This window comes from Pseudomonas sp. S36 (genome assembly GCF_016647875.1).
In the GTDB taxonomy this organism is placed as follows: Bacteria; Pseudomonadota; Gammaproteobacteria; order Pseudomonadales; family Pseudomonadaceae; genus Aquipseudomonas; species Aquipseudomonas parafulva.
Genome location: NZ_JACVVG010000001.1, coordinates 142,797 through 165,510, shown reverse-complemented (window position 1 = coordinate 165,510; position 22,714 = coordinate 142,797). Strand labels below are relative to the sequence as shown.

Sequence of the window (22,714 nt, the reverse complement as noted above, 5' to 3'; positions counted from 1 at the left end):
CCCATGCACTTGCTGCGGACCCAGCCCGGCGGCTTCGTGCCGGACGACAGCATTGCCGACCTTGGCCAGACACCTGCCGAGCTGGTGATTCTCTGCAGCGGCGATTCGCACCTGGCGTTGCTCGCCGACAGTGCCGAGCAACTGCCTGACGATTTCCCCACGCTGCGCCTGGCCAACCCCATGCAGGTGCAGAACCATGCGTCGGTTGACCTGTATGTCGACCAGGTGCTGCAGCACGCCAAGGTGATCCTGGTATCGCTGCACGGCGGCGTCGGCTACTGGCGTTATGGTGTGGAGCAACTGGTTGGCCTGGCCGCCCGCGGCGTGCAGTTGATCCTGGTACCCGGCGACGATCGCCCCGACCCCGAGCTGACCGGCCTTGGCACGGTGCAGGGCGAGCAGGCCGAGCGCCTCTGGCACTACCTGCGCCAGGGCGGCAAGGCCAATGCCCTCAACCTGTTCCACTGCCTGGCCAGCCAATGGCTGGGCCGCGAGTATGCCTGGGATGAGCCACAGCCCCTGGCACGCACCACGGTGTATCACCCGGCCAAGGGCAGCGCCGCGCTGGAGGACTGGTACCCGCACTGGCACCCTGAGCACCCGGTCGCGCCGTTGTTGTTCTACCGCTCTCACTTGCAGGCGGCGAATACCGCGTTCATTGACGTGTTCTGCCAACGCCTGCAAGCCGCCGGCCTTAACCCGCTACCCATCGCCGTTGCCAGCCTGAAAGAGCCCGCCTGCCTCGAGCAGGTGGAGGCATGGCTGGATGAAGTGGGCGCTGAGGTGGTGCTCAATACCACCGGGTTCGCGTTGTCCAGCCCGGAGCGGCCAAACCTTCGGCCACTGCGGCGCGACGTACCGGTGCTGCAGGCGATTTGCGCGCAGGATAACCAGCCAGGCTGGGAAGCCAGCGAGCAGGGGCTGGGGGCACGCGACCTGGCCATGCATATTGCCTTGCCTGAACTGGACGGGCGCATCATCACCCGCCCGGTCAGCTTCAAGGACATGGCCTGGCACAGCGAGCGCAGCCAGTCAGATGTGGTGTGCTACCGCGCCCACCCTGAGCGCATGGACTTTGTCGCCGAACTGGCCAGGCGCTGGGTGGCTTTGGCGCGTTTGCCCAACGGCCAGAAGCGTGTGGCGCTGATACTGGCCAACTACCCGACACGCGATGGCCGCATCGGCAACGGCGTAGGCCTGGACACGCCCGCTGCCGCGCTTACTATCCTCCAGGCGCTGCGCGCCGAGGGCTACCCCCTGGCGGATCTGCCCGGCAGCGGCACACAACTCATTCATGCGCTGCTTGGCGGCGTCACCAACGACCTGGACCAGCTCGACATGCGGCCCTGCGCGCAGAGCCTCGGCATGGCCGACTACCTGGCCGCGTTCGAGCGCCTGCCCGAGGCCAACCGGCAGGCTGTGCTGGAGCGTTGGGGCCCACCCGAGCAGGACCCGATGTACCGCAGCGGCCGGTTGATGGTGGCCGGGCTGCGCTTTGGTCTGACCTTCGTCGGCATCCAGCCGGCGCGGGGCTACCAGGTGGACCCCAGTGCGGTGTACCACGACCCAGACCTGGTGCCCCCTCATGGTTACCTGGCTTTCTACTTTTGGCTGCGTCACGTCTACGCCGCCGATGCGGTGATCCACGTTGGCAAACACGGCAACCTCGAGTGGTTGCCTGGCAAAGGGGTCGGGCTGTCGGCAACCTGTTGGCCAGATGCCTTGCTCGGCCCGCTGCCGAATGTCTACCCGTTCATTGTCAATGACCCGGGCGAGGGCGCCCAGGCCAAGCGCCGCACCCACGCGGTGATCATCGACCACCTGATGCCGCCCCTGACCCGGGCCGAAACCTACGGCCCGCTGCGCCACCTGGAACAACTGGCGGACGAGTTCTACGAAGCGCAGTTGCTGGACCCTCGCCGGGCGCGGGAGCTGCAGTGCGACATCCTCGAACTGGTCAAGGCCAACCATATCGACCGGGAACTGCAACTGGAGGGGCAACTGGACGATGCGGCCGTGTGGTTGCCGCGCCTGGACACCTACCTGTGCGACCTCAAGGAGTCGCAGATCCGCGACGGCCTGCATGTGTTCGGCCAATCGCCTCAGGGCCGGCTGCGCCTGGACACACTGCTGGCGCTGCTGCGGGTGGAACGCGCAGATGGCCGGGGTGGCAACGCCAGCCTGTTACGGGCCCTGGCCAAGGTGCTGGTCCCGGGGTTCGACCCGCTCGACTGCGACTTGGGTGAGCCCTGGCAGGGCCCGCGCCCAGCCCAGTTGCAGGGCATGTGCGAGGCGCCGTGGCGCACCTGCGGCGACACCCGCGAGCGCCTGGAATTACTGGCGTTGCAGATGATCGAGCAAGCGCTGGAAGGCGTAGTCCCCTACCCGGATGAGGGCCTGTGGCAGCCCGTGCATGAGGTGATCCAGGCCCTGCGCGAATCAGTCGCGCCGTGCCTGGACGCCTGTGGCGCAGCAGAAGTGCACGGCCTGCTGGCGGCACTGGCGGGCCGCTTCGTGCCGGCCGGGCCCAGTGGCGCGCCCAGCCGTGGCAGGCTCGACGTGCTACCAACGGGCCGTAACTTCTATACCGTGGACGTACGCAACCTGCCCACCACGACGGCTTGGCGCCTGGGCTTCGCGTCCGCCAACCTGATCCTTGAGCGGCACCTGCAGGAGCATGGCGACCACCTGCGCCAGTTGGGCCTGTCGGTGTGGGGCACGGCGACCATGCGCACGGGCGGTGACGACATCGCCCAGGCCATGGCACTGATGGGCGTGCGGCCCGTGTGGGCCACGGGCAGCCAGCGCGTGGACGATTTCGAGATCCTGCCCCTGAGCCTGCTGGACAGGCCCCGGGTGGACGTCACCCTACGCGTGTCAGGGTTTTTCCGCGATGCATTCGGCAACCTTATCCGCCTGTTCGACGCCGCGGTGCAAGCGGTGGCCGGGCTGGACGAACCCGACGACCTCAACCCGCTGGCGGCCCGCGTGCGCAGCGAACGGGCAACCTTGCAGGCGCAGGGCGTGGGCGCCGAGCAGGCGGCACGCCAGGCGGGCTGGCGTATATTCGGGGCCAAGCCCGGTGCTTATGGCGCCGGGGTGCAGAACGCCATTGACGGGCAGCTGTGGCACACCCGCGAAGACCTGGCCGAGGTGTACCTGAACCACGGCGGGTATGCCTATGGCGCCAGCGACGAAGGCACGCCAGCCCGGGCGCAGTTTGCCCAGCGGCTGGCACGTGTGCAGGCGGTGCTGCAGAACCAGGACAACCACGAGCACGACCTGCTCGATTCCAACGATTACTACCAGTTCCAGGGTGGCATGCTGGCGGCCTCCGAAACCCTGGTTGGGGCGCCGGTGGCCAGCTACCACGGTGACCACAGCCAGGTTGACCGGCCGCGTATTCGCACGCTCAAGGAAGAACTCAACCGGGTCATCCGCGCGCGTGCGTTGAACCCGAAGTGGATCGACGGCGTAAAGCGCCACGGCTACAAGGGTGCGTTCGAAATGGCAGCTACCGTGGACAACCTGTTCGCGTTCGACGCCACCACGCACCTGATCGACGACCATCATTATCAATCGCTGGCTGACGCCTACGTGCTGGACCCGGCAACCCGCGATTTCATGCGTGAGCACAACCCCGAAGCCCTGCGCGACCTCACCGAACGTTTGCTCGAGGCCCAGCAGCGTGGGCTGTGGCAGGCGCCGGGCGATTACCGCGAGGCTTTGGAAGAACAACTGCTCGATGGCGAGGAACAGGCTTGAAATGAGTGAACCCGTGCAATTTCCCCTGGCGGCCGTGGTGGGGGCCGACGACCTGAAGCTGGCCCTGTGCCTGACTGCCATCGACCCGAAGATCGGCGGCGTATTGATCGAAGGCCCGCGTGGTATGGCCAAGAGCACCCTGGCCCGTGGCCTGGCCGACCTGCTCGGTGAAGGGCCATTCGTGACGTTGCCGTTGGGTGCCAGTGAAGAGCGCCTGGTTGGCACGTTGGACCTCGATGCGGCACTGGGGCAGGGCAAGGCGCAGTTCTCGCCGGGCGTGCTGGCACAGGCCGACGGTGGCGTGCTGTACGTCGATGAAGTGAACCTGCTGCCCGACACCCTGGTGGACCTGCTGCTCGATGTGGCTGCCAGTGGCACCAACCGGGTCGAACGGGACGGTATCTCTCACCGCCACAGTGCCCGTTTCGTGCTGATCGGCACCATGAACCCGGAAGAAGGCGAGCTGCGGCCGCAGTTGCTCGACCGCTTTGGCCTGAACGTGGCCCTTGAAGGGTTGCCGGAGCCCCAGGCACGCCAGCAGATCATCCGTCGGCGCCTGGCATTCGACAGTGATCCGCAGGCTTTTTGCAGCCACTGGGCGCAGGCTCAGATGCTGTTGCGCGAGCGCTGCCAGGCGGCGCGCCAGGCCCTGGCTGCTATCCCGCTTGACGACCACGCCCTGGCGCTGATTACCGAACGCTGCTACGCCGCCGGGGTCGACGGCTTGCGTGCCGACCTGGTGTGGCTGCGCGCTGCCCGAGCGCACAGCGCCTGGCGGGGTGGCCAGGCCATAGAGCAGGTGGACATCGAGGCGGTCGCGGAATTTGCCCTGCGCCATCGCCGCCGCCACGCCCCCCAGGCCAACCCCCCCGCAACGCCACCGCAGCCTGAGGTGGCAGGCGCCAGCCAGCCTGGGGAAAAGGGCGGCCACGGGGATTGGGGCGCCTTGCCGCCCCAGCCTGTGGCGGCTGGGCCGAGGCGCGAGGTGCCGAACTGGGCAAAAAAGCCCTGAGCATCCGTCAATCACCTGCCCGGGTGGCGGATGCCGGCGCTGGTAAAGGGCAGCAGGCTGGCGCCAGCCGCGGCCGCGCCGTTGAGCAGACCAGCGGCCGCGTTGCCTGGGTGCCGACGTTGCTCAAAGGCCGCCCGCGCAAACGTCATGATGTGTGCTGGCAGGTACATCGGGGCAAGCCGGCTCAGCTGTGGCTGGTGATTGTGGACGCCTCTGCCTCAACCCGCCGAAACCAGGCACTGGGCCAGGCGAAAGGGGTATTGGCAACGCTTTTCGACCAGGCCTACCGCCAGCGTGCACGCCTTGCGCTGCTGACTGCCAGCGGCCACGCACCTCAATGGCAACGTCACGGGCTGAAGGCCTCAGCAGCATTGCAACCCTGGCTACAGGCGCTGGGAGCTGGTGGCGGCACACCGTTGCTACCCGCGCTGGAGCAGGCCAGACGATGGCTGATCGCCCGGCAGAAGGCCCACCCCAGCGAACAGGTGCGCTGCCTGGTGTTCACCGACGGGCGCCTGCAGCAGTGGGAGGCCGTGCAGCCGTTGCCCTGCAGCACCGTGTTGGTGGATATGGAAATAACAGCCGTACGGTTGGGGCGCGCGCAGCAATTGGCCTTGCAGTTGAATGCCGAGTATCAGCATATACAGGCCATGAACGTCATTAAGTAAGTGCGAGGGTGCGGCATCAAGTCGCAATAAAAAACGTGCAACTTTCAGAGGGGCAAGTGCGTGGTGGGTCCACGCACCTGTTCAGGCGGCCGGTATTACCGAGGCATTGACCACGGTTGCAGGCGATAGCCTTTTTCGCTGAGTTCGGCGCGCACTTCCTCGATCAGGCTGGCCCACTGGGCTTTATCGGAATAGATGCGCGAGGATACTTGTTTGCTGCCGATACGGGCATTGGTGCGGTCAACCACGGCCAGGCTAAGTTCGCCTGTACCATTGGGGGCATCCCAGGCCACGCACTGGAAGGGTTCGAAGGCGTGGTCGGCAATCAGCAGTGCTTCGTTGACACGGAGCGGGGCATTCATGAGTCGGTCTCTCTGTGGTCGCAAACATCCAGGTGAAGTCCGCGTTGCTTCCAGGTCGCCTCAAGGATCGCGATATGCAGCGCGGGGTTATCAGTACTGATGCTCTGGTCGTGGGTTCAAGTCACACGTTTACAATAAAAAAGTTCACAGGCGTTTAATCAATTGATCACCTGCGCCTATGGGAGGGCGCTTTAAACAGAAAATTCCCGCCGTGCGATCTAAAAAGCGAGGCCAGTAGACGGACGGTCATGGAAACCGTCAATTGAGTTGCTAGTGTTAATCGGGCGCCACAACTTGCTGTTTTATCTCAAAAAACCAAAACCTGGCGCCAAGGATCGGTCATGCAGCAACCCACCGCGCAACGCCGCTTGCTCATCGTCGACCCTTGCGAGGCATGCCATCAGCTGCTGCCTGGGCTGCGCGAAGCGGGGTGGGACGTCGACAGCTGTGTACTCGCACAAGCCCAGGATTATCCGTGCGATGTGGGCTTGCTGCGCCTGGAGGCCTCGCACCTCAAGCAGCCAGATGCCGTAAAGGACATGATAAAACGCAGCAATACCGAATGGATTGCGGTGCTGAGTGCCGAGCAGCTGCGCATGCCAGCGTTCGGGGATTTTGTCTGCGAATGGTTTTTCGACTTCCACACCTTGCCCTTTGACGTCTCGCGGGTGCAGGTCATGCTGGGGCGGGCATTCGGCATGGCGCGGTTGCGGGGCAAGGGCGCCAACAAGGTTGACGACCCCAACGACGAACTCCTGGGGGAGAGCCGGCCCATCCGCGAGCTGCGCAAACTGCTGGGCAAGCTGGCACCCACCGAATCCCCCGTGCTGATCCGCGGCGAAAGCGGCACGGGCAAGGAACTGGTGGCGCGTACACTGCACCGTCAGTCGCAACGCAGCGAACAACCGTTCATTGCGATCAACTGCGGGGCTATCCCCGAACACCTGATCCAGTCTGAGCTGTTTGGCCATGAGAAGGGCGCGTTCACCGGCGCCCACCAGCGCAAGGCGGGGCGTATCGAGGCGGCCCACGGTGGCACGCTGTTTCTGGACGAGATCGGCGACCTGCCGCTGGAGCTTCAGGCCAACCTGCTGCGATTTTTGCAGGAAAAACACATCGAGCGCGTTGGCGGCAGCCAACCGATCCCGGTGGATGTGCGGGTGCTGGCGGCCACACACGTGGACCTGGAAAAGGCCATTGAGCTGGGTCGCTTTCGTGAAGACCTGTACTACCGGCTGAACGTGCTGCAGGTGGTGACGGCGCCCCTGCGTGACCGGCATGGCGACCTGCCGATGCTGGCCAACCACTTTGCCCATTTCTACAGCCTGGAAACCGGCCGCCGGCCACGCTCGTTCAGCGAACACGCACTGGCTGCCATGGGGCAGCATGACTGGCCAGGCAACGTGCGTGAACTCGCCAACCGGGTGCGTCGCGGCCTGGTGTTGGCTGAAGGCCGGCAGATCGAAGCACAGGACCTGGGGTTGCAGGCCCAGGGGCAGCAGCAACCGCTGGGCACGCTGGAGGAATACAAGCACAGGGCCGAGCGGCAGGCCCTGTGCGATGTGCTCGACCGCCACAGTGACAACCTGAGCGTGGCGGCGAAGGTACTGGGTGTTTCACGGCCTACCTTTTACCGCCTGTTGCACAAGCACCAGATACGCTGAGTGCCGCCTGGGCCCTTAGTGGGGGGCGCGCACGATGGTTTTGAGCAGGTCCTCAGGGCTGATGTGCCCGACCACTTGCGACACGGCGCTGCCAGGGGTTGGCAGGTCGATGATGTGGTTTTTCATCTTGCCGATGACATGCATCTCGCAGGGTTTGCAGTCGAACTTGAGCGTCAGTACTTCGTCGCCCTGAATCAGTTGCATGGGCGCCACCTTGGTGCGCACACCGGTGACACCCTTGGCCTGCTTGGGGCACAGGTTGAACGAGAAGCGCAGGCAGTGCTTGGTGATCATCACCGGTACCTCGCCGTGCTCCTCGTGGGCCTCGTACGCGGCATCGATCAGTTGTACGCCGTGACGGTGATAGAAGTCCCGGGCCTTCTGGTTGTACACGTTGGCCAGGAACGACAGGTGCGACTCGGGGTAGACCGGTGGCGGCGTCGCCTCGGGCTTGCGGTAGCCGTGGGGGTGAGCCTGGATGCGCAGCGTGGTCAATGCCTCGATGGCCTCGCGGCGCAGCGCCTTGAGCTGCGAATTGGGAATGAAGTACGCCTGCGGGGCGTCCAGCTCGATGCTGTCGGCGTGGTACAGGGTGGTCCCCAACTGACCCAGCAGATCGTGCAACTGATCCAGTGCCTGCTGGGGCTTGTTGGCCGGGCCGAACGGGCCGTCCAGTGTCACGTGCGCACTGACGCCTTCTTCGCTGGTCACCACCAGCGTCAGGCATTGTTCGCGCAACACCGCCTGCCAGCGCACGCCAATGCGGCGTTCGGCAGAGGTGCGCTGCAGGGCCTGCTGCCAGTTGTGGTCCAGGTTGCGCGACAGCGGGTGATTGGGCCTGAGCTTGTGCAGGCCTTCGGGCATCTCGTTGGGTTCAACGCGGTAACGGTAGCGGGTGTGGCCGTCTTCCTCGAACTGGCCACGGGGCTCGGCGATATTGGCCCGGAACCCGACCACCTCGCGCTTGACCAGCACATTCAGGCCGTCGCCATTGGTCAGCGGTACGTCGGTGACCACTTGCAGGTCGCGCTTGCCGACCTTTTCCACCACGCCAACTGGCAGGCCGGTGAAGGTGGGCGAATCGAAGGCACCGATATCGACCTTGCGGTCGGTGACGAAGTAGTCGGTGCTGCCGCGGTGGAAGGTCTTGTCCGGGTCAGGGATGAAGAAGTGCTCGGTGCGGCCGCTGGAGGCGCGGCCCAGGCCTGGGCGATCTTCCAGAATGGCGTCGAGTTCCTTGCGGTAATGGGCGGTGATGTTCTTCACATAGCCCATGTCCTTGTAGCGGCCTTCGATCTTGAACGAGCGCACGCCCGCATCCACCAGGTCACGCAGGTTGGCGGTCTGGTTGTTGTCCTTCATCGACAACAGGTGTTTCTCGAACGCTACTACCCGGCCCTGATCATCCTTGAGCGTGTAGGGCAGGCGGCAGGCCTGGGAGCAGTCGCCACGGTTGGCACTGCGACCGGTCTGGGCATGGGAAATGTTGCACTGGCCGGAGAACGCCACACACAGGGCGCCATGGATGAAGAATTCGATGGCGGCATCGGTCTCGGCGGCGATGGCGCGAATTTGCTGCAGGTTCAGCTCGCGGGCCAGCACCAGTTGCGAGAAGCCGGCCTGGTCGAGGAAGCGCGCGCGCTCCAGGGTGCGGATGTCGGTCTGGGTGCTGGCGTGCAGCTCGATGGGCGGGATGTCCAGCTCCATCACCCCCAGGTCCTGCACGATCAGGGCGTCGACGCCGGCGTCGTACAGCTGGTGGATCAGCGCACGTGCAGGTTCCAGTTCGTTGTCGTGAAGGATGGTGTTGATGGTGGTGAACACGCGTGCGTGATAACGGTGCGCGAACTCGACCAGCTGGGCGATATCGGCGACCTCGTTACAGGCATTGTGGCGTGCGCCGAAGCTTGGGCCGCCGATATAGATGGCATCCGCGCCATGCAGGATCGCTTCACGGGCAATGGCCACGTCGCGGGCAGGGCTGAGCAGTTCCAGGTGATTCTTGGGAAGGGACATGTCGTTATGGTTTCGGGCTGTCACGGTTAGGCGCGCATTGTAGCGGCGAAACCGCCGGGCGGCACCCTTGGCCTGCCCGGAGGTGCATTGGCCGTGCGCAGATCAGCGCTTGGCGGCCATTGCCGTCACTTCCACGCGCATGCCGTCGAAAGCCAGGGCGGCAACGCCCACGGCGGCGCGCACAGGCCAGGGCTTGCTGAAGAAACGCTGGTACACCTCGTTGAAGGCGGCGCGGTCGGCCATGTCGGTCAGGTAGATGGTCAGGTGCAGCACGCGGTCCATGCCGCTGCCGGCGTTCTCCAGTGCCACTTTCAAGGCCTGCAGCGTGCATTCGCTTTGCTCGACGATGCTGCCCAGTGCCAGGCTGCCGTCGGGGTGGGTAGGGATCTGGGTGGTGACCAGCACGCCGTTGTACTCGGCGACGTCAGACGAGATGGCGTCTGCATCCGGGTCCGGGGTGTAGGTGATATCTGCGTTTGCCATGATCAGGTTTGCCTTGCGACGGTGGAAAACAGCAAGCGTACGCCACCCGGCCGTGCGGGTCGAGGTGGCCCCCGTGTTTGAATTACGGGGCGTTCACCGGCAGAATCGCGCCCCATTGCAAAGGGGTTGACCGTGAACGAACACACATTGTCCATGCGCTTGGAACGGGTTGCCGCCTATGTGCCACAAGGCGCGCGCCTGGCCGACATCGGGTCGGACCACGGCTACCTGCCCGTGGCGTTGATGCGCCGCGGGCTCATCGCCTGTGCGGTGGCCGGTGAAGTCGCGCCCACACCGTATGCGTCGGCCCAGCGTAATGTGCGCAAGCACGGCTTGCAGGCGCACATCGCCGTGCGGCTGGCCGACGGCCTGGCAGCCATCGAAGCGGATGACAGGGTGTCGGTGATCAGCCTGTGCGGCATGGGCGGTGAGACCATGTGCGAGATTCTGCAGGCCGGCAAGGCGCGGCTTGCGGGTGTGACACGCCTGGTGCTGCAGCCCAACGGTGCAGAGCCTGAACTGCGCCAGTGGCTGATGAACAATGGTTACCGCATCGTGGCCGAAGAGGTGCTGCGCGAGAACCGCTTTGATTACGAAATCATCGTCGCCGAGCCGGGTGCGGTAACTTACAGCCCTGAACAGCTGTATTTCGGCCCGCTGCTGATGCAGGAGAAGGGCCCGGCATTTCGGGTGAAATGGCAGCGCATGCTGAAACAGAAACAGCAGACCTTGGCTAATTTTCAGCGGGCCCGTGACACTGTGCCTTTGGCCAAGGTCGAAGCGTTCAACCAGCAGGCCACCTGGATCACTCAGGTGCTGGCCTGAATCCCCCCTTCTGAGGAGCGTCCCCCATGGACATGCTGCAGGCCATGCGTACCTTCACCCGGGTGGTGGAGTGCGGCAGTTTCGCGGCGGCGGCCACCGCGCTGGACATCTCCGCTGCCCAGGTTTCGCGGATCGTCGCCGAGCTTGAGAACCAGTTGCAGACACGGCTGTTGCACCGCACCACCCGGCGCTTGCGCATGAGTGAGGCAGGTGAACGGTTTCTGGAGCGCGCCCGGCAGATCCTACAACTGACCGAAGAAGCCATGGGCGAAGCGCGCGGGGCGCACCTGATGCCGCGCGGGCGTTTGCGCCTGCATTGCCCCCATGGGCTGGGCTTGCTGCTGATGCCCCTGGTGGCCGGCTACAACGCGCTGTGCCCGGAGGTGGTGGTTGAACTGACCTTGTCCCAGCGCAACCCGGACCCGCTCGCCGAAGGCCACGACGTGGTCATCACGGTGGACCAGGCCTTGCCCGACTCGCAGTTGATCGCCGTACCGCTGGGCACCATCTTCAGCATCGCCTGCGCGGCGCCGGGTTACCTGCAGGCCCACGGCGTGCCTAACCGGCCTGAGGACCTGCATGGGCATCGCTGCCTGCGCATGGCGTACCCGTTGTACGAAGGCGACTGGGTGTTTACCCAAGGCGAGGAGCAGTGCGTCATCGCCCCGCAAGACAGCTTCCAGACGAACGTCGCGGACGCCATGCTGGTCGCTGCCGAGCTAGGCATGGGCATTGGCCTGCTGCCGTTCTACACCGCCAGCCAGGCCATCGAGCAGGGGCGCCTGCGCCGGGTACTGGCGCCCTACAGGTTGCGCGAAAATGCGTTGTACGCTATCTACCCATCGCGCCATTACCTGGATGCCAAGGTACGCACCTGGATCGATTACCTGAAAGAGCAACTGCCCGCGTTGTTCGAGGGGCACGCCCGCGTGGTGGAGGATGCAAGGTACTGGCAATAACCCGGCGGTAAGCGCGCTTCAAAGGGGGTAATGCTTCAATTCCCGCGCAATCAGCATGCGCTGAATCTCGCTTGACCCTTCATAGATCTGCGTAATGCGCGCATCGCGGTAATGGCGCTCCACCGGGTAATCCTCAAGGTACCCATAGCCACCGTGCACCTGGATAGCCTTCGAACACACCCGCTCGGCCATTTCCGAGGCGAACAGCTTGGCCTGCGAGGCTTCCGACAAGCAGGGCTTGCCCGCGCTGCGCAGGCGGGCGGCGTGCAGGATAAGCAACCGTGCGGCGTTGATCTGCACCTGCATGTCGGCCAGCAGGTTGGCAATGCTCTGGTGTTCGTTGATCGGTTTGCCAAACTGCACGCGCTCACGGGAGTAGGCCAGGGCCGCCTCGAACGCCGCGCGAGCGATACCCAGTGCCTGGGCGGCGATGCCGATGCGCCCGCCCTCCAGGTTCGACAGCGCGATCGCCAACCCCTTGCCACGCTCGCCCAGCAGGTTGGCTGCAGGAATGCGGCATTGCTCGAAGGTGACCGCGCAGGTATCTGATGCACGGATGCCCATCTTGTGCTCACTGCGGTCTACCTTGAACCCTGGGTTGTCCGTTGGTACCAGAAATGCCGACAGGCCCTTCTTGCCAAGCTCCGGGTCAGTGACTGCGAACACGATGGCCAGGCCCGCGCGCCGCGCATTGCTGACAAACTGCTTGGCACCGTTGATCACCCACTGGCCGTCTACCAGCTCTGCCCGGGTGCGCAGGTTATGCGCTTCAGACCCAGCCTGTGGCTCGGTCAGGCAGAAGCAGCCGATGACTTCGCCACTGGCCAGGCGCGGCAACCAGTGCTGTTGCTGCTCATCGGTGCCGTAGGCCAGCAGCGGCCCGCAACCCACCGAGTTGTGGATGCTCATCATCGCGCCCGTGGCGCCGCACCCTGCGGATATTTCCTCCACCGCCAGCGCGTAGGCCACGTAGTCGGTGTAACTGCCGCCAAAGGTTTCAGGTACCACCATGCCCAACAGGCCCAGCTCACCCATGTTGCGCACCACACCGTCATCGATCCAGCCGGCCTTTTCCCACGCCTGGGCATGGGGGGCGAGCTCGCCCCGGGCGAAATCCCGGGCCATGTCGCGGATCATGACTTGTTCTTCGCTCAGTTCCACATCTTGCATGTGCGTGCTCCCAGGCTCACAGGCCTTCGAAGAATTGGTCGACACGCTGGCGCTGCAGCTCCTGCAGGGTCGGCGGGTTCCAGCGGGGCTGCTTGTCCTTGTCGATGATCAAGGCGCGGACCCCTTCGATGATGTCGCCATGCTGGAACCACTGGCGGTCCAGGTGCAGCTCCATGGCGAAGCAGTCTTCCAGCGAGCAGTGGCGGGCCCGGCGCAGCATCTCCAGGGTTACCGCCATCGCCAGTGGGGAGCGGCTCTGCAGCACATCCGCCGTGGCCAGCGCCCACGCATGGCTGTCGCCGATGCTGACCGTGCGCAGCTGCTCGACGATGGCCTGCAGGTCCGGCAGGGCAAAGAAGTGGTCGATCACTGGCCGCAGTTGCGCCAGAGGCGCACCGTCCACTGCCTGAGTGCCAAGGCTCGCCAGCAGGCTCTGCAGGTCTTTGAGCGGGTGGTCGCCAAAGCGCAGCGTGTCCAGACCTTGTTGCAGTGCGGTTAGCGCGTCGCTGTGGACGTACCAGTTTGCCAGGCCGCAATAGAGGGCGTCTGCGGCCTGGATCTGGTTGCCGCTTACGCCCAGGTAGGTGCCCAGTTCGCCAGGGAGGCGCGAAAGGAAGTAGCTGCCGCCCACATCGGGGAAGTAGCCAATACCCACTTCCGGCATACCCAGGCGGCTGCGCTCCGTGACCACACGCAGGTCGCAGCCTTGGGCCAGGCCCATACCACCGCCCAGGGTGAAACCGTCCATCAATACCAGGGTCGGTTTGCGGTAACGGTGGATGACCAGGTCCAACGCATATTCTTCGACGAAAAACGCTTCGTGCAGGGTGTCACCTGCCTTGTAGCTGTCGTACAGCGAACGGATGTCCCCGCCCGCACAAAAGCCTTTCGGGCCTTCGCCATTAAGCACCACCGCGACCACTTCGGGGTCGTCTGCCCACAGGTCCAGTTGCCGGCGCAGGCTGCGCACCATGTCCAGGGTCAGGGCGTTGAGGCCAGCGGGGCGATTCAGTGTGAGATGGCCGACCCGGTTGCGTACTTCGGCCAGCACAGGCTCGGAAGCCGAAGCGTGAGTGTCTGGAAGCATTGCGTTCTCCCTGCTTTGTTATTGATTTCCATGTGAAAACTGGAGTTCGCTGGAGGATCACAGAATCCTGTCATGCGAATTTGCCCTGCACAATCGACAATTGTGCAGGCCTAACGTGCATTTTTGCGGCTCGCCTGGCAGTTCTGCCAGTAGCCCGGTCGTGACGACTCGGGCAAACATCATCGCACCGGGGTTTCTATCCCAACTTCACACGGGGGCCTGATGCGATGCGCAAAAATCCACGACTTGCCAAGACACTGTTCGGCATGAGCCTTACAGCGCTGGTCTCTGCCACGGGGGCTTCGGCCGCACCACAGGCCGGGGCCCAAGCCGAAGACACAGGGGCGCCGGTGTCGCCCCTGACCGGCTTCCTGAACCAGCGTGGGCGTGAGTCAGTCGATCAACTCAAAACGTGGTACGACGCGGTTGCCGATGACTGTGGTGGGCCCAGCAAGCCTGCCTACCTGTGCAGCGGCATCCATGTGCGGACCACGACCACCAGTACCCAGTTTTTGCCGTGGGAACCCACCCAAAGCCAGTTGACGAAGGGCAGCGTGGCGTTCTCTTGGCTACGCCAGGACAACAACTTCGGCAAACCCTTTGGCAACCAGAACGGCCTGATCCTGCCACCCGTGCAGGCTGTGCCGCCCGGCAAGAACAACAAGCTGGAGGTGCTGTGCAGCTTCCCGATCAACGCCAACACCAACCAGCGCACCAGCTTGCAAGGGTGCGGCCCTATTACCGGTTACGAAACCACCACGGCCAGCTGCCAGACCCTGGGCGTGTCGACGGCACAGCAATGGCTTGAACGTTACCCCAATGCCGGTAACTACCGAGTGTGCGGGTGGGACATGCGCGAGCCTTCGCAGCCACCCGCCAAGGCTTTCCAAACTGCCATACAAGCACGCGCCGGGCTGGCGGATGCGTTGTGGCATGTCAACAACGAGGTCTTGCTCCCGGTATGGAGCGCAGGCAGTGGGGGTGAGCTTCCGATACAGGCGTTCTTTTTTGTCAGCGGCGAACCCCAGGCACTGGTCAAGGCGCAGTTCGACCAGATCCGTTACTACCAGGCGTACCAGCAGTTGGTACCGGTCGTCAGCCTGGCGTTCCCCTCGGCCAAGGGTGGCGTGATGACCTTCGGCTATGACGCTGATGGGCAGGCGGTCGGGCGCCCAACGCCGCTTCCCGACATTGATTTCGAGCACCTTGCCGTAGGTGATGTCGCCAAGGTCACGGTAGACGAGGTGGTATTCGAAATGGGCCCTCGCAGGCAGGGTGTCAGTGATGCGGCCCATGACAGCGGCGGCCTGATTGCGGGTAAACACCTGCAGGCGGACGGCACCATCACCTTTTCGTTGCCCGGTGCGGGCCGTCGCCTGGTCAGTTTCTCCTGGGGCAGCAACAGCTATACGGGGTTGGGCCTGAGCATCTCAGGCGAACAGATTGAGCTTTCAGAGGATGACGCGGGCCCCATGCGTTACGGTCGGCAGGAGCTGATCATCGAAGGCCCAGAGGTGTTCACGCTGACCGTGGACTCTACAGAGGACGATTCGCTGCTGGTGCTGGACAACCTGAAAGTCGAGAAACTGCCGGATCACCCGCTGGCCCCATCCGCCAGATGACGGTTTGCCATTTATCGCGCACACTGCATGAAAAATTCCCAAGCCCGTTCCCCGCCGCTCGGCGGGGCACAGCCGGAGTAGCACATGGCGCGACAATCCATAACAAACGCCCACGACGCCCTTCACGAAACCCGCCAGGCCCGTTTGAAACTGGCGAGCGAAGGCGAGCTGCCGCTGGGCATGCTGCGCGACGAGATCGACGCCTCGTGGCGCCGAAGCCTTGGCCATGGGCTCAATTGCCTGCAAGGCGAGCAGGTGGGCCTGGGCCTGCAGCAGGGGCAGGACCTGCGCGCCTTGCTCGAACGCAACCGCCTGCTGCTGGACGCCGTCACGCCTGAACTGGACTACCTGGTTGCCCGCCAGGGTAAAGGTGGCCTCGTCATCCTCGGCGATGCCCAGGCCAACGTGCTGGCCATCGAAGGGCAGACCCATGTGCTGAGCCGTGAAGGCCTGCGCGACCTGCACCCGGGCAGTTGCTGGAGCGAGTCCTTGCGCGGTACCAATGCCATTGGTACTGCCGTGGTGGAGGGCCGCCCGACGCTGATCAACTGCGGCGAACACTACCTGGACCGCCTCAGCCCTTTCTCCTGCACCTCTGTGCCCCTGCGTGACCCCGGTGGCGAGGTGATCGGTGTGCTGGACATCACCCGTGAAGGGGTCATGGCGCAACCGCAGGACAACCTGACCGCACTGATGCTGGCTGCTGGCACCATCGAGAGCCGGCTGTTCGGCCTGTGTCACCCGGGCCATCTGGTACTTGGGTTTCACGCCCGTGCGCAGTACCTCAACAGCGCCTGGCATGGCTTGCTGGCGCTGAACCTGGAGGGCGAGGTGGTCGGGGTAAACGACAACGCCTGCCAGTTGATGCGCATGTCGCGCCAGGAAGTGATCGGCAGGCGCAGCAGCGACCTGCTGGGGGAGCGCTCCCCAGCCTTTATCGCACGCCTTTGGCAAGGCGGTGTGAGCAGTGTGCAAACGGCCAAAGGCGAGTTTTTCGTGCGTGCCCTGCAACTGCCCCGTCATGGGCGGGTAACGGGTCACGCGCTGCCAGGCAAACCGGCCCAGCCCACTCAGGCCCCCGGGCTTGAGGCCTTGGCCGGCGCTGATTCGCGCCTGGCCCGCAACCTGCGCATGGCCCGGCAAGGCCTCGGCAATGGTTTGCCGGTGCTGCTGCTGGGTGAGACTGGCACCGGCAAGGAGGTCGCCGCCCGCGCCCTGCATCACGCCAGTTCACGTGCCGACAAGGCATTCGTGGCAGTCAACTGCGCGGCCATCCCTGAAGGGCTGATCGAGTCGGAACTGTTCGGCTACCGCGAGGGGGCCTTCACCGGCTCGCGGCGCGGCGGCATGGTCGGGCGGCTGATGCAGGCGCATGGGGGTACTTTGTTTCTGGACGAGATCGGCGACATGCCCCTGGCCTTGCAGGCCCGCCTGTTGCGGGTGCTGCAAGAGCGGCGGGTGGCACCGCTGGGGGCCGGTGACGAGCAGGACATCGACGTTGCGTTGATCTGCGCGACCCACCGCGATCTCAAGCGCCTGGTCCACGACCAGCGCTTTCGCGAAGACCTGTACTACCGGGTCAATGGCGTGTCGCTGCGCCTGCCGGCCCTCCGCGAACGCGAAGACCTTACCGCGATCATCCAGCAGGTGCTGGGCAAGTGCGAGGCTGCCCCCGTCACCCTCGACCCCGCGCTCGACGCAGTGCTGCATGGCTACGACTGGCCGGGCAACATTCGCCAGCTGGAGATGGTGTTGCGCACGGCGCTGGCCATGCGCGAACCGGGTGAACAGGTGTTGACCCTCGACCACCTGACTGATTGCCTGCTGGAAGAACTGGCCAGTGCCAACCCGCCGTCAGGCAGCCTGAAAGATAACGAACTGGAGCTGATTCGCAGCGCACTGGCCCGCCACCAGGGCAACGTTTCGGCCGCTGCCGAGGCACTGGGCATCAGCCGGGCGACTTTGTACCGCAAGCTCAAAGCCCTGCGTTGCTGAGCCGTGGGCAACGTGTTCGCAAGGCTGGTGGAGTCCAGCGACCCCGTACTGATGCGCCAGGCCCTGGCTTGGTTGTACAGCTTCGTGCGGCCACATGGCCGCGCCATCGGCGTGCTGCTGGGCCTCTCGCTGAGCGCCTCGCTGCTGGCCCTGATGCAACCCTGGCTGGTCAAGACGCTGATCGACGAGGGCCTGCTGGCGCGGGATTACCCGACGCTTTGGCACATTGCCGCCATCATGATCATCACGGGCCTGTTGGGTACGGTGCTGGCCGGGGTCAACCGCTACCTGCACACGCGGTTGTCCGGGCGCATCCTGTTCGCGCTGCGTGACGACCTTTACCGCCATTTGCAGCAGTTGTCGCCCACCTTCTACGGGCGCCGGCGCATGGGCGATATCCTGTCGCGCCTGGACGGCGATGTGGCGGAGATCCAGCGTTTTGCCGTGGACTCTTTGTTCTCGGCGGTGTCGGCTGTGATCGGCCTGGTAGGTGCGGTGGCCCTGATGCTGATGCTGTCCTGGCAGCTGTCACTGTTGCTGGCCCTGCTGGTGCCGGTAGAAGTGCTGTGGCTACGCTGGATGCGGCGCAAGGTTGAGCGTGAAGTACGCAACCTGCGTGAACGCTCTGCCGATGTGTCATCGTTCCTGGTCGAAACCCTGCCGGCGATGAAGTTCATCCAGGCGGCCGGCCAGCAAAGCCGTGAGGCCGGGCGGCTCGACCAGTTGGGCAAAGGGTACATGAGCCAGCTGCTGAAGGTGCAGGTCACCGAATTCTTCACCCAGGCGATCCCCGGCACGCTGACGTCATGGTGCCGCGCCTGCGCGTTTCTGGTGGGGGGCTGGTGGGTGATTCAGGGCACGTGGCAGCTGGGTGCGCTGATCGCCTTTTCCACCTACATGGGTATGGCGGTGGGCCCCGTGCAGAGCCTGCTGGGGTTGTACGTGGCGGTGCAGCGCATGGCTGTGAGCCTGGGCCGGGTGATGGAGTTGAAGCAGGAGGCGGTGGCTGTGCTTCCTCCGCGCCACCCCCAGCCCATGCCTGATGGCCCTGGCGAGCTGCGGCTTGAGGGTGTGAGCTTTGCCCACCAAGGGCGTCACGGCGCCGTGCTGGACGGTGCGCACGTGTGCATACCGGCCGGTATGAAGGTGGCCATCAGTGGCCCATCGGGGGTGGGCAAATCGACCCTCATCGACCTGCTGCAGCGTTTCTACGACCCGGACGCGGGCCGTATTCTGCTGGATGGCGCGGACCTGCGCGATCTGGACCTTGCTGCCCTGCGCAGGCGGGTGGCCGTGGTCAGCCAGGACATCGTGCTGTTTCGCGGCACCCTGGCACAGAACCTGGCCTATGGCGTGCCTGAGGCGTCCCGCGCCGAACTGGAGCGGGTGGTACACCTGGCACGCCTGGGTAGCCTGGTTGACAGCCTGCCGCAGGGCCTGGACAGCCTGCTGGGCGAGCGTGGCCAGCAGTTGTCTGGCGGCCAGAAGCAACGCATTGCCATCGCCCGCGCAGTGTTGCAGGCGCCCGCTATTCTGGTGCTGGACGAGGCTACCTCGGCGGTGGACGAAGCCACCGAGCGCGAAGTGATCACCGCGATCGACCAGCTGTTTGCGGGCCGCACGCGCATCTTGATCAGCCATCGGGCATCAACATTGGCCGATGCCGACCTGCACGTGCAGTTGCGTGATGGCCAATTGGAGGTTCTTTTGCAGGAGGCAGCAAAGCATGACAACTGAGGTACGTATGGGTGTGATCGACAGCGGCTGCTCGCCCGCTCAGGCACAGGGCCTGCTGGCCACACGCCGTTTCTGGCTGGAGCGGGCCGACTTGCGTGACGCTGAAATGGCCGTTGACCAACTGGGGCACGGCACGGCTGTGCTCGCGGCCGTACAGCGCGAGGCCCCGGGGGTGTCGCTGCTGATGGCCCAGGTGTTCGACACCCAGCCCAGCACCAGTGCCCTGCAAGTGGCAGCTGCCTTGCTGTGGCTGGTAGAGCAGGGCGCAACGGTGATCAACCTGAGCCTTGGCCTGCAACAGGACCGGCCCGTGCTGCGCGAAGCCTGCGCCGAGGCCCAGGCGGCAGGCGTGTTGTTGTGTGCATCGAGCCCCGCCCGCGGGGCGCCGGTTTACCCGGCCAGTTACCCCGGGGTGATCCGCGTGACCGGGGATGCCCGCTGCGCCCCTGGCCAGTGGTCATGGTTGGGTAGCCGTCAGGCGGATTTTGGCGGCCATGTGGGCAGTGGTGCTGCCGCAGGTGCCAGCTTGGGTTGCGCTGCGTTGAGCGGCAGGGTTGCGGCGCTGCTGCGTGATGAGCCTGGCATGCACCCTCAGCAGGTGCGGGACTGGTTGCGCAGCCAGGCGGCCTTCAAGGGGCCGGAGCGGCGAGGCGCCAGGCATGCATGAGCCCCGCATCCTCGTGCTGGGTGCAGGCCCTGCGGGGGCTGCCACCGCCATTGGCCTTGGTCGCCTGGGCTACCCGGTAACGGTCGTGTCTGAGTGGCGCCGTTTCTCGGCAGTGGAGGGTGTGTCGCAGCGGGTGCTGGAGGGTTTGCGCCATGCAGGTTTGGGCGGTGCGTTGAGCCAGGCTGCCACGCCGGCTACCCGACAGGTGCACTGGAACGGCCAGCACTTGCAGATGAACCAGGAGTACCTGCTGGACCGGCAACGTTTCGACCATGCCCTGCGCGATGACCTTCTGCAGGCCGGCATCAGGGTTATCGAAGGCCGGGCGCGGCAGATCGAGCACGACGTCAGCTACCAGGTTCACCTGGATGACGGCCGGGTGCTGGAGGCCGATTTCCTGGTAGAAGCCCGTGGCCGACAAGCCCCCCTGGCGGCGGACCGCCTGCGTGGCCCTGAAACGGTCAGCCTGCTGGCGAGCTGGCAGGGTGCCCCTGGCGAGCCTGCTTCGGCGATAGAAAGCCTGGACGGCGGCTGGGCATGGATGGCGCGGCTGGCGGATGGGCGCAGTTACTGGCAGGTCACCCAGGATGCCGAAAACCTGCCAGCCAAGGCAGCCTTGGCCGGCTACTGCGCGGTGTTGCGTGAGCGCAGCGCGCTGGCGGCGGAGCTGTTTGGTACCCAGGCATCGCTGGCGGCGCCCGTCCATGCTCGCAGCAGCACGCCTATACTGGCAGGTGATTGCGTAGGCAGGGACTGTATCCGGGTGGGTGATGCCGCAATGGCCGTGGACCCGCTGTCTGGCAATGGGATCTTCCAGTCCCTGTCTTCGGCATTGCAGGCGCCGATGGTGATCAACACCCTCTTGCGCAGGCCAGGGCGGGCAGGGCTGGCCTGCCAGTTTCACCAACAGCGTGTGGCACAGTTGTTCATGCGTTTCGCGCGTACCGGCCGTGACTTCTACGCGCAGGAACAGGGCCGCAGCGGGCAGCCATTCTGGGGCCGGCGCCAGGGCTGGCCCGACACCCAGCCACTGCACCTGGCAGCCGACAACCATGCGGTGCAGGTAGTGCGCCGGCCAGTGCTGTGTGACGGGCTGGTGGAGGAGGCGGAGGTGGTGGTAACAGCGGACCAACCGCTGGGTATCTGGCACCTGCAGGGGGTGCCCTTGGCGCCGATCGTGCGGGCGGTGCAGGCGGGCGAAGGGCTGGATGCCGTTCTGGCGGGGCTTGCACACCACCAGCGGCTGCAGGTGATGCGATGGCTGCGCGAACAGCGCATCGCCTGAGCTGCCTGGGCCCGCTTTGACGAGCCCAGACCCCCGGCTCGGTTTAGAAGAAGGTTCCGACGATCAACTGCAGATAGGTGCCCGTATCCCGCCCGCCCAATTGCGTGCCGCCGTCGGCGGCGCTCCGCTCGGGTTTGTAGAAGCCTACCACCGGGCTGATGAGCAGATGGTCGTTGACCATCCATTCTGCGTACAGGTCCAGTTCACGCCCGCCCAGGTTGCCCCGGGCGGTATCGAGCGTATCAAAGTCGAAGTACAGCGCCCCCACGGTCAGGTTGTCATGCGGCTTGCCTTTGACCGCTACATGATGCACCTGGCTGTTCTTGTTGAACGGCCCTGCATAGTTGGCTGCCACCTCCCCCTGGAACCAAGTGCCGTAGCCCCGGCTCAGGCCGTAGAACAACGGGTCGAAGCCTTCGGAGAACCGGCTGTAGCGGTAGGTGGCCGTGGGTGACCAGGGCAAGGCAGTAAACGTCCAGTTGCCCTCCAGGTACCACGCATTCTCGTGCCCGCCAGTCTGGTCCTGCGTGACGTACTCGGCGGCGACCTCAAGGCCTTCAACGCCCAGGCTACCTCGCCCGCGCAGGCTTACGGTATCCATGCCATCGCGGTGTTGCAGGCCCATCAGTTGTGCGTATCGGTCGTCCACATCCAGGCCGCGGATCCAGCTGAGGCCCAGGGTACCGGTGTCAGCGACATGCTCCAGGTTGGCCACTGCCAGCGCGGTGTCGGCCTGGTAATGGTTATCGGACTTGAGCCACATCAGGTCGCCACGCCAGCCTTGCTTCCCACCCAGGCGCAACACGGCTGTGCGGTCGAAGGCTTTGCGTGCTGCCAGGTAGTAGGCGCCGCCACGGTTGAAGTTTGCGCCCAGGTCCGCTTTGCCCAGGTTCACCGGGTCGCCTTGAATCAGGAAACCGTCGCCCAGCGTCACCACCTGCCGCCCGCCGGAGAGGTCGATGCCATCCTCGCCCAGGGCGGGGAACAGGTTCCCCGACCGCCAGCCCAGGTTCATGTCCTCGATGGCGGTGCGGCGTTCGTCGCCCAGGGTCAGCCCGGCGGCATCGCCATCGCCCCAGGTTGCGGAACTGACCAGGCTGAGCGCGCCGTAGAGGGTGCCGCTTGCGGCCAAGGCCTGGGTGCCGCTGAGGCCGTACTTCGCATAACCTTCCTGCCACGTACTGCTGCCAGCTTGGCGGGTGCCGGCCTGGTTGAAGCTTTCGTCGCTGTGGAAGGCGCCGAACAGTGCCTCAAGGTTGGCGTTCACCGTGGTGCCGTTCTGGTTATACAGCTCATAGGCGTGGGTGAGAGGGGCAGTGAACAGCAGGGCCAATGTGCAGGCGAGTTTGTGCGTCATGGTGTACTCCATGGTCATTGTTGTTTTGAGAAATGCCGCA

General features: G+C 64.9%; 17 protein-coding genes. 11 read left to right on the top strand and 6 right to left on the bottom strand.

All coding sequences use genetic code 11. The features are described 5' to 3' along the window. Positions 1-3: 3 nt before the first annotated feature. The 3 genes from cobN to IAE36_RS00670 all read left to right on the top strand — a co-directional run bounded on the left by cobN (position 4) and on the right by IAE36_RS00670 (position 5,445). Positions 4-3,765, top strand: a complete 3,762-nt coding sequence (cobN, locus tag IAE36_RS00680; RefSeq protein WP_201209674.1) for a cobaltochelatase subunit CobN — start codon at positions 4-6, stop codon at positions 3,763-3,765. 1 nt (position 3,766) lies between these two features. Continuing rightward, positions 3,767-4,777: an ATP-binding protein gene (locus tag IAE36_RS00675; RefSeq protein WP_201209673.1), complete on the top strand. Its 1,011-nt coding sequence runs from the start codon at positions 3,767-3,769 to the stop codon at positions 4,775-4,777. Positions 4,778-4,887: 110 nt separating this feature from the next. Continuing rightward, the gene (locus IAE36_RS00670; RefSeq protein WP_328822845.1) at positions 4,888-5,445 is read left to right on the top strand and encodes a vWA domain-containing protein; all 558 of its coding nucleotides are present in this window, start codon (positions 4,888-4,890) and stop codon (positions 5,443-5,445) included. Positions 5,446-5,540: 95 nt separating this feature from the next. Here the strand turns inward: IAE36_RS00670 and IAE36_RS00665 are convergent, their stop codons facing one another. Next, a complete protein-coding gene (locus IAE36_RS00665) occupies positions 5,541-5,807 on the bottom strand; it encodes a hypothetical protein (RefSeq protein WP_060481078.1) in 267 nt (88 codons plus the stop codon). A gap of 341 nt (positions 5,808-6,148) precedes the next feature. On the opposite strand from IAE36_RS00665, the gene IAE36_RS00660 reads away from it, so the two are divergent. Then, positions 6,149-7,471 carry a sigma-54 dependent transcriptional regulator gene (locus tag IAE36_RS00660; RefSeq protein WP_201209672.1) on the top strand — a complete coding sequence of 441 codons (1,323 nt, stop codon included), beginning with the start codon at positions 6,149-6,151 and terminating at the stop codon, positions 7,469-7,471. 15 nt (positions 7,472-7,486) lie between these two features. Here the strand turns inward: IAE36_RS00660 and IAE36_RS00655 are convergent, their stop codons facing one another. Further along, complete coding sequence (locus IAE36_RS00655; RefSeq protein WP_201209670.1) at positions 7,487-9,487, bottom strand: peptidase U32 family protein; 2,001 nt, start codon at positions 9,485-9,487, stop codon at positions 7,487-7,489. A gap of 102 nt (positions 9,488-9,589) precedes the next feature. Continuing rightward, positions 9,590-9,970 (bottom strand): RidA family protein, encoded by a 381-nt coding sequence (locus tag IAE36_RS00650; RefSeq protein WP_028633880.1) that lies wholly within the window; start codon positions 9,968-9,970, stop codon positions 9,590-9,592. A gap of 132 nt (positions 9,971-10,102) precedes the next feature. Between IAE36_RS00650 and IAE36_RS00645 the strand changes: the two genes are divergently transcribed. After that, positions 10,103-10,795 (top strand): tRNA (adenine(22)-N(1))-methyltransferase, encoded by a 693-nt coding sequence (locus tag IAE36_RS00645; protein WP_201209668.1) that lies wholly within the window; start codon positions 10,103-10,105, stop codon positions 10,793-10,795. Positions 10,796-10,821: 26 nt separating this feature from the next. Beyond that, the gene (locus IAE36_RS00640; protein ID WP_201209667.1) at positions 10,822-11,754 is read left to right on the top strand and encodes a LysR family transcriptional regulator; all 933 of its coding nucleotides are present in this window, start codon (positions 10,822-10,824) and stop codon (positions 11,752-11,754) included. Between the two features lie 18 nt (positions 11,755-11,772). On the opposite strand, the gene IAE36_RS00635 is transcribed toward IAE36_RS00640, so the two are convergent. Beyond that, complete coding sequence (locus IAE36_RS00635; RefSeq protein WP_060481075.1) at positions 11,773-12,924, bottom strand: acyl-CoA dehydrogenase family protein; 1,152 nt, start codon at positions 12,922-12,924, stop codon at positions 11,773-11,775. Positions 12,925-12,940: 16 nt separating this feature from the next. After that, a complete protein-coding gene (locus IAE36_RS00630) occupies positions 12,941-14,011 on the bottom strand; it encodes an enoyl-CoA hydratase/isomerase family protein (RefSeq protein ID WP_201209664.1) in 1,071 nt (356 codons plus the stop codon). Between the two features lie 227 nt (positions 14,012-14,238). On the opposite strand from IAE36_RS00630, the gene IAE36_RS00625 reads away from it, so the two are divergent. The 5 genes from IAE36_RS00625 (at position 14,239) to qhpG (ending at position 21,317) form a co-directional block, all read left to right on the top strand. Beyond that, the gene (locus tag IAE36_RS00625) at positions 14,239-15,633 is read left to right on the top strand and encodes a hypothetical protein (RefSeq protein ID WP_201209662.1); all 1,395 of its coding nucleotides are present in this window, start codon (positions 14,239-14,241) and stop codon (positions 15,631-15,633) included. 84 nt (positions 15,634-15,717) lie between these two features. Next, positions 15,718-17,628 (top strand): sigma-54-dependent Fis family transcriptional regulator, encoded by a 1,911-nt coding sequence (locus IAE36_RS00620; protein WP_201209660.1) that lies wholly within the window; start codon positions 15,718-15,720, stop codon positions 17,626-17,628. Positions 17,629-17,631: 3 nt separating this feature from the next. After that, complete coding sequence (locus IAE36_RS00615; protein WP_201209658.1) at positions 17,632-19,365, top strand: ABC transporter ATP-binding protein; 1,734 nt, start codon at positions 17,632-17,634, stop codon at positions 19,363-19,365. Further along, the gene (gene qhpE / locus IAE36_RS00610; protein ID WP_028633887.1) at positions 19,355-20,032 is read left to right on the top strand and encodes a subtilisin-like serine protease QhpE; all 678 of its coding nucleotides are present in this window, start codon (positions 19,355-19,357) and stop codon (positions 20,030-20,032) included. Before IAE36_RS00615 ends, qhpE begins: the two co-directional genes overlap by 11 nt. After that, positions 20,025-21,317, top strand: a complete 1,293-nt coding sequence (qhpG, locus tag IAE36_RS00605) for a flavin-dependent monooxygenase QhpG (protein WP_201209656.1) — start codon at positions 20,025-20,027, stop codon at positions 21,315-21,317. The genes qhpE and qhpG overlap by 8 nt, the downstream gene beginning before the upstream one ends. Positions 21,318-21,360: 43 nt before the next feature. Here qhpG and IAE36_RS00600 read toward each other — a convergent pair whose 3' ends face one another. Further along, the gene (locus tag IAE36_RS00600; protein ID WP_201209654.1) at positions 21,361-22,674 is read right to left on the bottom strand and encodes a hypothetical protein; all 1,314 of its coding nucleotides are present in this window, start codon (positions 22,672-22,674) and stop codon (positions 21,361-21,363) included. Between the last annotated feature and the right edge of the window lie 40 nt (positions 22,675-22,714).

What these genes read in the sequence shown, in the direction of transcription:
- IAE36_RS00635 (WP_060481075.1), bottom strand. Translation starts at nt 12,924, where the DNA reads ATGCAAGATGTGGAACTGAGCGAAGAACAAGTCATGATCCGCGACATG.
- qhpE (WP_028633887.1), top strand. Translation starts at nt 19,355, where the DNA reads ATGACAACTGAGGTACGTATGGGTGTGATCGACAGCGGCTGCTCGCCC.
- qhpG (WP_201209656.1), top strand. Translation starts at nt 20,025, where the DNA reads ATGCATGAGCCCCGCATCCTCGTGCTGGGTGCAGGCCCTGCGGGGGCT.
- IAE36_RS00620 (WP_201209660.1), top strand. Translation starts at nt 15,718, where the DNA reads ATGGCGCGACAATCCATAACAAACGCCCACGACGCCCTTCACGAAACC.
- cobN (WP_201209674.1), top strand. Translation starts at nt 4, where the DNA reads ATGCACTTGCTGCGGACCCAGCCCGGCGGCTTCGTGCCGGACGACAGC.
- IAE36_RS00640 (WP_201209667.1), top strand. Translation starts at nt 10,822, where the DNA reads ATGGACATGCTGCAGGCCATGCGTACCTTCACCCGGGTGGTGGAGTGC.
- IAE36_RS00655 (WP_201209670.1), bottom strand. Translation starts at nt 9,487, where the DNA reads ATGTCCCTTCCCAAGAATCACCTGGAACTGCTCAGCCCTGCCCGCGAC.
- IAE36_RS00665 (WP_060481078.1), bottom strand. Translation starts at nt 5,807, where the DNA reads ATGAATGCCCCGCTCCGTGTCAACGAAGCACTGCTGATTGCCGACCAC.
- IAE36_RS00675 (WP_201209673.1), top strand. Translation starts at nt 3,767, where the DNA reads ATGAGTGAACCCGTGCAATTTCCCCTGGCGGCCGTGGTGGGGGCCGAC.
- IAE36_RS00625 (WP_201209662.1), top strand. Translation starts at nt 14,239, where the DNA reads ATGCGCAAAAATCCACGACTTGCCAAGACACTGTTCGGCATGAGCCTT.
- IAE36_RS00630 (WP_201209664.1), bottom strand. Translation starts at nt 14,011, where the DNA reads ATGCTTCCAGACACTCACGCTTCGGCTTCCGAGCCTGTGCTGGCCGAA.
- IAE36_RS00660 (WP_201209672.1), top strand. Translation starts at nt 6,149, where the DNA reads ATGCAGCAACCCACCGCGCAACGCCGCTTGCTCATCGTCGACCCTTGC.
- IAE36_RS00650 (WP_028633880.1), bottom strand. Translation starts at nt 9,970, where the DNA reads ATGGCAAACGCAGATATCACCTACACCCCGGACCCGGATGCAGACGCC.
- IAE36_RS00600 (WP_201209654.1), bottom strand. Translation starts at nt 22,674, where the DNA reads ATGACGCACAAACTCGCCTGCACATTGGCCCTGCTGTTCACTGCCCCT.